Origin of the sequence: Heyndrickxia sp. MSNUG (genome assembly GCF_049532715.1) — a bacterium.
Classification (GTDB): Bacteria; Bacillota; Bacilli; order Bacillales; family Cytobacillaceae; genus Mesobacillus.
This window is the reverse complement of sequence record NZ_CP150978.1, coordinates 2,713,357-2,725,120: the sequence shown is the minus strand read 5'-3', so window position 1 is coordinate 2,725,120 and position 11,764 is coordinate 2,713,357. Positions and strand designations below refer to the sequence as shown.

Here is an 11,764-nt window from a genome sequence, read left to right as displayed (position 1 = left end):
GGATGGCTTTTAACAAAGTTATGATCCAATATTTTTTAGAAGAGAAGTGATATCATGCAAAATTCATATAGAAGCCTATGGCTTGCTGAGAAAAATAAGCACGAAATTAAAAGCACAAAACAAGAAATGTTAATCCATCCTCCTGCTTCCCTAACCAACAAGCCTGCACCGAAAAAGACAGGAACAGACAGCAAACAAAGCAAACCATTTACATATTCCGGTTCCTTATATTTTCAGCAAACTCACTTGGACCTTTTTACTTTAAAAGAAAGAAAGTCTAGTTTGGAACAGGAGTGTGACAGGCTGGATAAAGAAATTCTTAGTAAACAGCAGATGCTAAAGCAGCTGAATGGAAAATTCGAGGCAGTGATAAATGATTATCAAGCTGCCTCTGCAAGCAAATTAGCAGCAGGACTCGCACATGAAATCAGAAACCCGCTGACAACAATCAAGGGGTTTATCCAGCTGTTAAAGCCTGAAATGCAAACAATAGGAAAATCTGAATTTGCCGATGTTGCTTTAGAAGAAATTAATCGTGCGAATGGTTTGCTTAGTGAATTTTTATCCATTTTCAAACCTGGATCTTCGGGAAAAAACAAAATTTCCTTAAACTCTTTTACAAAAGCAATCATCAGCCTTTTTAAAAGTGAAGCATTGCTAAAGCAAATTGAGTTGACAGTCAAGGTTCCGGATGTGGAAGTTTTCGTATGGGCAGATGAAAAACAACTAAAACAGGTGGCTTTAAATCTGCTGAAAAACGCATTTGAAGCGATTGAGGAAAGTGATGTAGATCGCGGTGAAATTGCGATAGCTGTAAAGAATTTTAATGGATTTGCGAAATTCAGCGTAATTGATAATGGAGCTGGCTTAGCAGAAACGGGAGCAGAAAAACTCTTTACTCCATTCTATACAACAAAAGAAAATGGCACGGGAATTGGACTTGTTATTTGTAAGCAAATCATCGAAGAGCATGGGGGAAGGCTAAAAGTAAGCTCTAAGCTTGGACGAACAAGGTTTTCGTTTGAACTCCCTTCAATCTGAATTTTTACGAACTTGGAGATGTATGCCATCCCTTTTTGTATTAGTCGAAATATTGTCAAATTAATTGAGGAATGACCATCAATATAATTGATAAAATGAAAGTAAGAAAACCTGGAAAGAAGGCGGTTTGAATGGAAGAAGTGCTTATGTCTACGGACCATTATATATTCACGACAACCACTGCTGAGGTAATGCCGCCAAATGACTTCGTGGTGGAATTCATTACTGATTTGCAAGATATGAACAAGAAGGATTCAGTGATTAGAATTAACAACCTGGATGAGCTATTGGATTTTTTGGAACAAACAGATTGGTAAACGAATAACAGGATTACGCGGATACCTCGCTTGGTACCCGCGTTTATTTTTTTATAAGAGTAAACTTCCCCATCCCGAATACATCTCTAATATAATCCAGTTTTGTTTGATTGAAATAAACATGATCCTGTTCATGAATTAATATGGATACGTCTTTAAAATCGAAAACTTTATCGTTCGTTAATGGCTGCTCTTCCAGAGCGACCTTGAGCTGAGGGCCGCCTCAGCCGATTCCCATAGTGAGCCTCACAAAAAGCTTTTCTCCATCATCACTTTCCTTTATAATCGCATTTTGTAAAATTTGGAGCGCGCTCCCGGTAATTTCAAACAAGGGCATCTCACCTTCCTTTAAATTTGTAATTCGATGCATATTGAGCGCAAATGTCCTCGAATTATGACAAAAGTGCGAAAATTCTCCTTTAATCTATACATTTCGCCTTGTAATTATAATATATTATCCATAGAGGCTAAAAAATAAAAATGCCTCAGTTTTCTACCGGGGAGTGCGTCATGAGAAAAAAGAATAGAAAAACTGCTTTCGGATTATCTATTTTTGCAGGATTGGGGATATTAGCCACAAGTTTAATGTTTCTAATGTATCAACAAGTCGAAGCAAAAGAGCCAAATGTGCAAGTGAAAAGCCAAAAAGCGCATAGTGAAAGGAGCTTTGAGGTCTCTGGAAAATCCTATATTGAGAAAGTGAAATTAGGAGCCATTGGCGATATTCTAATTCACGACACTGTATATGAAGATGCTTATTCAAACAACAGCTATGATTTTAAGCCGATATTTAGATATGTAAAAAACCAGCTTATTGAACCTGACCTGCTCCTTGCAAACCAGGAAACGATTCTGGGCGGAGTTGAATTAGGCTTGTCGAGCTATCCAAGCTTCAATAGCCCTGTGCAGGTAGGAGATGCCTTGCTTGACGCAGGAGTGGATATAGTCTCAAATGCCAATAATCATGCACTCGATAAATCTGAAAAAGGAGTTCTGAAATCAATCAGTCACATGGAAGCTGCAGGACTTCCCTATGTTGGTTCATTTAAGGATGCAGAAGACCAGCACAAGCTGCGAATTTTAACTAAAAATGGAATCAAGGTTTGCTATTTGTCTTACACTTATGGAACAAATGGGATTCCCGTTCCTTTAGGCAAAGATTATTTGGTGAACCTGATAGACAGAGAAATGATGAAGCTTGAGATCAGCACCGCAAAAGAACAATCGGATATCGTGGTTATGAGTATTCACTGGGGAAATGAATATCAGCGATTTCCAACAGATGAGCAGAAAGAGTTGGCCCAATTCCTCGTTGATGCGGGTGTAGATATCATTTTTGGGCATCATCCGCATGTTTTGCAGCCTATGGATTGGCTGACAGCAGCCGATGGAAGAAAAGCTTTGGTCGTATACTCCCTTGGCAATTTTCTATCCGGGCAGATGTGGGACTATAAAGATATCGGCGGGCTCGCCACAATAGAAATAACAAAGCAAGTAACACCGGAAGAAACGGAAATAGTCTTGGGAAATCCTGAGTTCATGCCTACTTTTGTATCAAGCAGCAGGCAGAGACACTATCAGGTTGTCCCCCTCATTGAAGCTGAACAATTCGGATTGGCAGATGCAAAAAATAAATATACAGAAATTATGAATCATATGTACCATTTCATAAAAAAATAACATAGCAGGTGCCTGGCCCATGATGCGAAAGAGCATTAATTGATGGGCTGGGCATCGCCTGTGTTATAATGCTTTTATCGGCAAAGGAAGGTGAACGAAATGAAAATTACAATCAAAGATGATGCTGCAGCCTGGTATGAGAAGGAGATGGACCTTTCTGCCGGAGGGTACCTTCGATTCTTTGTCAGGTATGGCGGTTTCAGTACAGTTCAAAAAGGCTTTTCATTAGGCGTCTCCAAGGAAGAACCGGATAACATCGGAATTAAAACGGAGAAAAATGATGTGACTTATTATATTGAAGAAAAAGATATCTGGTATTTCGACGGTCATGACTTAATTGTTGATCTACACCCAGTCGGCCAGGAGCCAGAATTAAAGTTTGTAAAAGATTAAGGCAGCCGCATTATGCGCCTGCCTTCATTTATTATTTATAAGATAAGAAAGTATAAATTCCACTTCGAGAAATGTCCAGCTCCAGCGCCTAGCCCCTCGAGTCGCTTCGGTCCTGCCAATGAAGTCAAAAAGCGACTTCACTGTCAGGACCTCCAGCGCTTGTCGGGGCTGACCAAGGCGCTTACGCCTTTCTTATTTAGGAGCTTATTTTCAAGCCCTTCATTTTTTAGTACTTCTGCTTGCGTATCCCCGAATAGATCGAAATGAGGGTAATCAGCTTTTCTGTCGTCTATCCATTCTGGCCTCAAACTATATTTCCTGCCCCATTCAGCAAGTTTTTGAACATCCCTGCAGCCGACCTTTGTCACAGTTGAACAGCCTGGAAACCGGTCATCAATCCAGTAGTGAGTTAGGAAGGCGATCTCCCCTCTCTTTACTTTCTCTTTCCAGAGCTTAAGTTCTTCCCGCTTTATCCCAAAAGCCAATTAGACCTTCTCACTTTCTTCTGCAGGCTGTCTTCTCGCACTCATATATGCTTCATGCCAGTCAGGGTAAGTCCTTTTTAACGAGACCGGCCTGAAATTTTCCCTTTTTACTAGTACATGCCTTGAGCTTCCTATAAGGGCAAGCTCACCTTCCTCGTTATAAATTTCATACTTATAAACAGAGCGGAAACCATCGTATTCGTCCACCCATGTTTTAATTGTTGCCGTTTGTCCATATCTTAACGGTTTTTTATATGAAGCCTGGATATCGATGACTGGTGAGATAATGCCATCCTTCTCCATTTCAGCATAATTAAAGCCTAATTCCTTGATCAGCTGAGTTCTTCCCAGCTCCATCCAGATTAAATAGTTTGCGTGGTACACGACTCCCATCTGGTCAGTCTCTGCATAACGTACCTCGATTTCTTTAGAAGAAATGTGCATCATTATTCCCCTTTTACTTTATTTAGTGCTGCTTCAAAGTCGTTTTTCTCTAAATATAAAGCATTTTCATCCAGGCTTTTTCCATTGCCTGTTCCCATCAACCTAAAAGCCTGTGCCTGTATCGCTTCATCTACTAAATTTGTAGCGAATCTGCCATTCCCATTAAAATCAGTTTCTGAAAGCTCAGCTGATAAAAATGGGTCAGCATTTTCTGCCAGTTTATACTCATACTTTTCTGCGTAATTCCTAATGATTACGAGCAGTTCCTCAGCAGTATAATCTGGGAAGTGAAAAAATTTCTTGAATCTTGAGCGGAGTCCCGGATTGCTTTCAAGTAAAAGATCCATTTCAGCGGGATACCCCGCGAGAATGACGACAAGATTTTCATTATGGCGAGTCATTTCATCGACCAGAGTATCAATTACTTCTTTGCCGAAGTCACCTGAAGCTTGCCCCAGCAAGGAATACGCTTCGTCGATGAAGAGGACGCCGCCAAGTGCTTCCCGGATTTTTTTCTTAGTTTTTATTGCTGTTTGGCCAACATAACCCGCAACAAAATCAGCCCGGCTGCTGACGATCAAGTGCCCGCGCTTAAGCATACCGCATTCCTTCAGGAGCTCTGCATATATTTTCGCAACCGTTGTTTTCCCAGTGCCGGGATTCCCTGTAAAAACAGAATGAAGCTGAACCGGAACACCTGGAAGGCCTTTCTCTCTTCTTAGTTGCTGCATTCTAACAAAAGAAATTAAGGTAGTCACCTCAGATTTTACCTTGTCCAGACCAACAAGTGCCTCGAGTCTGTCAATCGGTTTGTCAGTATTTGTTGCAGGGGCTGATTCAAAATCTTCTTTTTCCAACAGGGTGTATGCGGAGAGATCCGTATCATCGACCGGCCGGGCCCCTTTTTTGAAAATGGCCTCCAGGATTAGATTTCGAACGGTCCGGGCATTCCCAAAGGTATCATCCACTCGTTCCTTTTCTATCCGATCCTTAAGCTCAACTTTTGCTTCTTCCGTGAGGGCAAAATCATTATCCCTTGCAGCCTGTTCTGCAATCTGCATTAACTCATCGTTTGAATAGTCAGGAAGATGAATGAGGTTAGGCTGAGGAAAACGGCTTCTTAAACCGGGATTCGCATCTAAAAACTGCCGCATTTCTTCGGGATACCCTGCAAGAATGACTGCGAATTTGCCACCATATTCAGCGCTTGTCATCAACGAAACAAGAGTGTCGATTGCAGTCTGTCCATAATCATTCCCTGTCTGTCCTTCTCGCTTCAGGCTATAGGCTTCATCGATGAATAATACTCCTCCCAGTGCTTGTTCTACAAATTTACGGACATTTTCCTCGGTTTGTCCAACATAAGCGCCGACGAGCTGTGACCGGTCTGCCTCAATAATATCCTCACGCGGCAATACGCCGAGCTGATGATAGATTTTTGCAAGCAGCCTTGCCAAAGATGTCTTCCCTGTACCTGGATTCCCAGTCAAAACCATATTGAGACTTTGGTCGTCCTTTGCATTCAGTCCAAGCTCTTTTCGCTTCTGCTGAAATTTTAAAAATCGGTAAAAATCATTGACCCTTTCTTTTACTGATTTCAAGCCCACCATCTTATTCAGTTCCGTCAAAGGGTCTATGTCACCCTGGCTCTTTCCCTGTAACAGGTCAGCGAATTCCGCTTCCCATAAAAGTTTTATTTCATCTAAATTTTTCAGCCTTACTTTGATTTCCTCATAATGAACTGCTGTATGGAAAACACCAGTAACTGATTCTTCATATAGTTCTGTTGCCTTTAACAGCGCTGCGGTTTCATCAATAGCGTTTTCCAATAAATCAATTAACTTATTGAATTTTTTCTCAACGGAAGAACCGGGCTCTAAAAGCGGACTTTTCAATTCAGCTAGTTCGTCTTCTGCTGCAGATAAGAATTGCTGTGAGATTGTTATATACTGCTCAGCAGTTTTCTTTTTCAGGGCTCGATTGTCCGTTTCCCTGATCCTCGGATAAACAAGCTGATCAAAGATATGCCCCTTGTTTTTCCACTGATTGCTCGCAAGTAAATTCTTTGCCTTGGTGTTGGCTGGATTAGCTTCAATCGCCTTTCTCAGCCATTCAAGAACGAGTGAATCATATCCGTTACGATATGATCTGGATTGGGCAGCATAAGTAAGGACTTTTGATAATAAAAGGGTTTGATTGCTATTAGATAAATTCTTTATAGCTGTTATCAAAGCCGCATCGTCACGTATGTAACCATTTTCTTCTAATTCCTGTTCCCATAATTTCATTTGATCATCTAGTGGAAGGTTGTTTTTATATTTTTGCATAAATATCACTTCTTTTTTTAGTATACAATTCGTATCTTATCACACTTTCACATAAACGGAAAAAGACCCGCCTTTTGAAGGGCAGGTCTTTTCGAGCACATCCACTTTTAACATGTGCTTGTCAATTTATTGTTGCTGGTTATGAGCTTCATCCTTGATTTCAGCTCTGAACGCATCAATGCTTTCACGGCGGCGCTCATTCTTGGCTTCAATTCTAGCCTGGTCTTCAGGGCTTGAGTTGTTCATTGCAGCTTCCGCATCCTCCATATTTGCAATTGTATGGTGGATCATGGATTGCAGCTTTTCCACATTATCACTACGGTCGTCTGGCTTTGGTGTGTTATTTGCCATATTCTAGTACCTCCTTTTAAAAAGTACATCAATAGTATGCGACCGTTCTTTATGATTATAAGCGGAAAACAGTGGATATAAGAAATGCGCAATCGCCTTGTTAATGGAACGGCGACTAACTACGCCACGTCCTGTGGCAACGTCGGCACTAGTACATCGTAGTGGCTGTCCTGCAAATGAAGTCAAAAAGCGACTTCACTGTCAGTCCCTTCGAGGGTTGGCGCTGGAGCTCGACAAAACTCGAATTGATTTTACACTTTTTCTTATCTGAAAAATAAAACCTGCCATTGAATTGGCAGGCATTTTCCATACATTTATTCACCTTTTGTCTGGATAAGCTGTGGCTGTTCACCAGACTTATCCTGCATTTTCTTCCCTTTGTTACCGCCAAAACCTCGCGGCTGTGTGCCAAGGTGGCTAGGAACGAAATGTTTGCTGTCCTTTTTTGGATTGCTCATGAATATCCCCTCCTCTATCTTAAGTTTTGCCTAAAGAAAGAGGAATCATTTATGGTAATGTATGAAATTTACTCTGCTTTCCCCATACGTTTTTGTTCTAATCTTGCCTCGATTTTTTCGAGTGCATCACGGTCATTCATAAGTTGGCGTTTATTTTCCATTACTAGCTCTTGGAAAGAACGTTTTCTAGGCTTCCTCATTTTTTTCACCATCCTTTATCATCATTCTAACAGTAATTATGTCCCGAAACGGTTGCAATTATTACAACTTTTTGAAAATTTAATCGTATTCTATGTTTACCCACCTTTTAGGTGAATTTACTAAGTAATTTTTTCCATAGAAAAATGCACTGACTTGCTGGTGCTCACTGACCATGTCTTCCATTCACTATAGACATGGTTTCATTTAAGACACTAATAGTGACTCTTAACTCGTCATAAATGTAAAAAATGCCGGGCTGGAAGCTCCCGGCATGAATTTTATTTAATTTTGGAACAATCGCGGCAATTCTTCACTGTAATTTCCACGCATAATTCCTTTTTCAGTGATGATTGCCGTGATCAAATGATGTGGAGTTACATCAAAGGCTGGATTGAAAACCTTGACTCCCTCTGGTGCAGTAGATTTTCCAAAGCCGGCAGTAATTTCTTCTGCAGCTCGCTCTTCGATGGGTATTTCTTCTCCAGTTGCAGTTTCTAAGTCAATAGTAGAAAGCGGCGCTGCAACATAGAATGGGATGTTGTGTGCTTTTGCCAGCAAAGCCACACCATACGTTCCGATTTTATTAGCAACATCCCCATTCGCAGCTACCCGGTCACAGCCAACAATTACAGCCTGAACCATCCCTTTTTGCATGACCATTGCAGCCATGCTGTCAGTGATCAGCGTGACATCAATTCCTGCCTGCATCAATTCCCAGGCAGTGAGGCGCGCACCCTGAAGTAATGGGCGGGTTTCATCGGCAAACACCTTAATATCAATGCCTCTTTCCTTTGCCAGGTAAAAGGGTGCAAGGGCAGTCCCATAACGAGCAGTAGCGATTCCGCCCGCGTTGCAATGCGTCAGTACTGTCATGCCATCGTTAAATAAGGTTAGTGCGTTTTCACCAATTGAACTGCACACATTTTCATCTTCTTGCCTGATTAAGTGGGCTTCTTCCGTCAGTACCTTCTTAATTTCTGCAACAGGCTTACCGCTTTCTTTTTTAGCTCGAGCATCCATCCTTTTAAGTGCCCAAAACAGGTTTACAGCAGTAGGCCTTGAACCAGCCAGATAATCCGACTGTTTATTAAAGTATTGATAAAATGAGTCAAAGTCCTGTTCAGGTGCATCTTTAATTCCAAGTACCAATCCATATGCAGCCGCTATCCCAATCGCGGGCGCTCCCCTTACCTTCAGCTGTTTAATTGCATCCCACACATCTTCTATGTTTGTTACCTCAATGAATTCTGTTACTTGAGGCAGCTTAGTCTGATCAAGTATATATAGCGTTTCACCATCATATCTGACTGACTGTAAGTACGTTTCTTCCATGCTGATCCCCTTTCATGCCATCAAGACATTTCTAAACTAAGTTCATTTTAGCAATTAAACTTCAATCAGCAAACAAAAACCAATGATATTTCATGAAAATATTGTATATTAAATGTCTAATTTAAAATTTTCTAAATACTTTAACAATATGGTATGTTAAAAGAAAACCTTTGGAGGGGACAAATTATGAAGATCCTCGTTTTAGGAGGAAGCCGTTTTCTTGGAAAAGCATTTGTAGAGGAAGCACTAAAAAGTGGTCATGAGATAACCGTTTTTAACCGGGGAAATAACAACGATGTACTTAAAAATGTTGAAATTTTGATTGGCGACAGGAATGGCAGTCTGGAACTCTTGAAAGACCGTCAGTGGGATGCCGTGCTGGATACTTCGGGACTGATTCCACGTTCTGTAAGCAACTTAACTTCTCTTTTAAAAGAGAAAACGGAATTTTATGCTTTTGTATCCAGTATTTCTGTCTATCAAGATTGGATTCCAAAAGGAATTAATGAAAATTACCATGTTCAATCAATGTCAGTTGAAGAAGCAGATAGACTCACAAGCGATCCGGCAGCTCCTGTCCTGGAATATTACGGTCAATTTAAAACCCTCTGCGAACAGGAAGCTGACAGGAACTTGCCAGGCAAAGTGCTTAATATACGTGCAGGCCAGCTTGTTGGCGAGAATGACTACACTGACAGACTTCCTTACTGGGTGAACAGGATTGCTCAAGGAGGCAGAGTACTCGCTCCTGGTAACCCTGAGAGCTCGTTCGTCCAATTAATCGACGTGAAGGACCTGGCCATTTGGATACTGAAAATGATGGAAGAAAAATGCACAGGTACATATAATGTGACTGGGAAGCCTATTTTGCTACAGGACGTCTTGTTAACTTGTAAAGAAGTGGCAGGCACCAATGCCGAACTTTTATGGGCTGATGAAGATTTTTTACTCGAAAACAAAGTAGCTCCATGGACAGAAATGCCATTATGGCTTCCAGAAAAAACTCCTTTAGGACCTGAACATACAGAACCCTGGAGCGGTGCATTCCATATAAATATTGATAAAGCTTTACAAACTGGTCTCAGTTTCAGGCCTCTAGCGGAAACAATCCGTGAAGTTCACGACTGGCTTAAAGCAAAGCCCATTGACGAGGTATGCTGGAAAGCGGGAATTACGAGTGAACGAGAGAAAATCTTGCTTGACAGAATAGCTTTAAAACAATAAAAACAGCACCCGGTGCTGTTTTTATTGTTTTCCGCTGATGTAATATGGGGGAACTCTCAGCCACCCTTTTTCCTGCATGAGGGCTTTGAAGGTTAAGGAAAAAGTAATTTTCATCATATGATATTTAGCAAATAAATAGCCAACATCCGCTCTGACTGATTCTGTTATTCCCCTCGTGGCTGCCGTAATTCCGACAACGAGATTATAAGCAATCAGGTTTGCTATTTCTTCATCATTCATCTTTGCCCCCTCAGGAAGCGCCTGAAAATCCCCAATGATTTTCTCTGCACCTAAATCAGGGAGAGGTATACCTTCATCCTTGAAAAATTGGGTCAGTTCCTTGATCATCGGTCTATGGACATTCTCGATAATATCTGCAATCTTTTCCTTAAGTTCAGGATCCTGTGCCAAGTTGAACGCATGCTGGTCATAACGAAGTGTTTGTTCGGTTCCATGCAGGTAAAACCAGAGGTTCATCACCTCACCCACATGCAGGGGTTTTTTCTCGCCATCCATAAAAGGTACAAATGTATCCTTCATCACTTCGAAAAAATTCAATACAGGCACCTCCCAATCCGAAAAATGTTTATGCTTATTTTCGGTTTGCAGGTTGCTTTTTATTCACTAAATCCTTCAACTAAATCAAGCTGTTCCTTAATCAAATCGATGAAATGCTTAGCTGGCTGTGATAAGTAGTGCTGCTTAAGCCAAATAAGACCAACAGAAGATTTAAGGACTGAGTCTTGTATTTCCCTCGCAAAAAGGCTGGAATGGCCATACGTCTGAAAAACAGATTTAGGAACGATTGTGGATCCTATTCCAGAAGAGACTAACTCCATCAGTACCTTCATATCTGAGCACTCACAAACAACGTTAAGCGGCAGCTGCTCCCTGCTGAACGCTTCATGGATAATATTAAAGCTTCCAAGCCCCTCTGTACTCGGAAGAATGAGTGGAAAGGTGCTGATTTCTTCAATGGTTATACTTTCTTCGCCTTGCTTCCTGCAAACAAATACAAAAGGTTCATTATATAGATGCAGATAGTTAACATCCCTGTTTGGAAGCGGCAGCCTGATTAAGGCGAGTTCTATTAAACGATTTTTAACCAGTTCGGTTAAATAGGCAGAATCATTTTGAACGACTCGAATATAAACGAGTGGATAGGCTGCGTGAAAGAGTTCAATCCAATCAGGGAATTCTGGTACAGAAAGCGTGTTAATTCCGATTGACAAATTCCCCTTCCTTCCCTCATCCGTCTCCTGCAATTCGTTTTTTACTTCCTCAAATGAATGGACAATATTCAGAGCATGCCTGTACAGCACCTTGCCCTTATCTGTCAGCTCAAGCTTTTTTCCATTCCGTTCCACCAGCATGACTCCCAATTCTTCTTCCATTTGCTTTAATTGAAGGCTTAGTGGTGGCTGTGACATATGTAGCCGGTTGGCAGCTGCGGTGATGTTTTTCTCCTCAGCTATGGCAATAAAATAACGCATTTGTCTAATATCCATGGA

Annotated in this window: 14 protein-coding genes; 5 read left to right on the top strand and 9 right to left on the bottom strand. The window is 41.2% G+C overall.

The features are described from left to right. Nucleotides 1–54: 54 nt before the first annotated feature. From AABM38_RS13665 to AABM38_RS13650, 4 genes are all read left to right on the top strand, one after another. Nucleotides 55–1,041 (top strand): ATP-binding protein, encoded by a 987-nt coding sequence (locus AABM38_RS13665; RefSeq protein WP_423406929.1) that lies wholly within the window; start codon nucleotides 55–57, stop codon nucleotides 1,039–1,041. A gap of 131 nt (nucleotides 1,042–1,172) precedes the next feature. Beyond that, nucleotides 1,173–1,358, top strand: coding sequence for a hypothetical protein (locus AABM38_RS13660; protein WP_423406928.1), 186 nt, complete (start codon nucleotides 1,173–1,175; stop codon nucleotides 1,356–1,358). Nucleotides 1,359–1,868: 510 nt separating this feature from the next. Continuing rightward, the gene (locus AABM38_RS13655) at nucleotides 1,869–3,038 is read left to right on the top strand and encodes a CapA family protein (protein ID WP_423406927.1); all 1,170 of its coding nucleotides are present in this window, start codon (nucleotides 1,869–1,871) and stop codon (nucleotides 3,036–3,038) included. 99 nt (nucleotides 3,039–3,137) lie between these two features. Continuing rightward, nucleotides 3,138–3,431 carry a HesB/YadR/YfhF family protein gene (locus AABM38_RS13650; RefSeq protein ID WP_423406926.1) on the top strand — a complete coding sequence of 98 codons (294 nt, stop codon included), beginning with the start codon at nucleotides 3,138–3,140 and terminating at the stop codon, nucleotides 3,429–3,431. Between the two features lie 143 nt (nucleotides 3,432–3,574). Here AABM38_RS13650 and AABM38_RS13645 read toward each other — a convergent pair whose 3' ends face one another. The 7 genes from AABM38_RS13645 to mtnA all read right to left on the bottom strand — a co-directional run bounded on the left by AABM38_RS13645 (nucleotide 3,575) and on the right by mtnA (nucleotide 9,029). Then, the gene (locus AABM38_RS13645) at nucleotides 3,575–3,916 is read right to left on the bottom strand and encodes a hypothetical protein (protein WP_423406925.1); all 342 of its coding nucleotides are present in this window, start codon (nucleotides 3,914–3,916) and stop codon (nucleotides 3,575–3,577) included. Next, nucleotides 3,917–4,360 carry an acyl-CoA thioesterase gene (locus tag AABM38_RS13640; RefSeq protein WP_423410735.1) on the bottom strand — a complete coding sequence of 148 codons (444 nt, stop codon included), beginning with the start codon at nucleotides 4,358–4,360 and terminating at the stop codon, nucleotides 3,917–3,919. A 2-nt stretch (nucleotides 4,361–4,362) separates the two neighbouring features. Beyond that, nucleotides 4,363–6,687 carry an AAA family ATPase gene (locus AABM38_RS13635; protein WP_423406924.1) on the bottom strand — a complete coding sequence of 775 codons (2,325 nt, stop codon included), beginning with the start codon at nucleotides 6,685–6,687 and terminating at the stop codon, nucleotides 4,363–4,365. Nucleotides 6,688–6,813: 126 nt separating this feature from the next. Then, the gene (tlp, locus tag AABM38_RS13630) at nucleotides 6,814–7,038 is read right to left on the bottom strand and encodes a small acid-soluble spore protein Tlp (RefSeq protein ID WP_207499274.1); all 225 of its coding nucleotides are present in this window, start codon (nucleotides 7,036–7,038) and stop codon (nucleotides 6,814–6,816) included. Between the two features lie 314 nt (nucleotides 7,039–7,352). Beyond that, entirely contained in the window at nucleotides 7,353–7,496 is a 144-nt protein-coding gene (locus tag AABM38_RS13625) for an acid-soluble spore protein N (RefSeq protein ID WP_335376117.1), read from the bottom strand. Nucleotides 7,497–7,564: 68 nt separating this feature from the next. Next, complete coding sequence (locus AABM38_RS13620; RefSeq protein WP_335376118.1) at nucleotides 7,565–7,696, bottom strand: FbpB family small basic protein; 132 nt, start codon at nucleotides 7,694–7,696, stop codon at nucleotides 7,565–7,567. 283 nt (nucleotides 7,697–7,979) lie between these two features. Continuing rightward, a complete protein-coding gene (mtnA, locus tag AABM38_RS13615) occupies nucleotides 7,980–9,029 on the bottom strand; it encodes an S-methyl-5-thioribose-1-phosphate isomerase (RefSeq protein WP_423406923.1) in 1,050 nt (349 codons plus the stop codon). 186 nt (nucleotides 9,030–9,215) lie between these two features. Here mtnA and AABM38_RS13610 point away from each other — a divergent pair, with 186 nt between their 5' ends. Further along, nucleotides 9,216–10,253: an NAD-dependent epimerase/dehydratase family protein gene (locus AABM38_RS13610; protein WP_423406922.1), complete on the top strand. Its 1,038-nt coding sequence runs from the start codon at nucleotides 9,216–9,218 to the stop codon at nucleotides 10,251–10,253. A gap of 21 nt (nucleotides 10,254–10,274) precedes the next feature. Here the strand turns inward: AABM38_RS13610 and AABM38_RS13605 are convergent, their stop codons facing one another. Together AABM38_RS13605 and AABM38_RS13600 are read right to left on the bottom strand one after the other, a co-directional pair. Next, nucleotides 10,275–10,811, bottom strand: a complete 537-nt coding sequence (locus tag AABM38_RS13605) for a DUF3231 family protein (RefSeq protein ID WP_423406921.1) — start codon at nucleotides 10,809–10,811, stop codon at nucleotides 10,275–10,277. Between the two features lie 59 nt (nucleotides 10,812–10,870). Continuing rightward, on the bottom strand, nucleotides 10,871–11,761 hold the full coding sequence (locus tag AABM38_RS13600) for a LysR family transcriptional regulator (RefSeq protein WP_423406920.1): 891 nt from the start codon (nucleotides 11,759–11,761) through the stop codon (nucleotides 10,871–10,873). Nucleotides 11,762–11,764 lie beyond the last annotated feature (3 nt).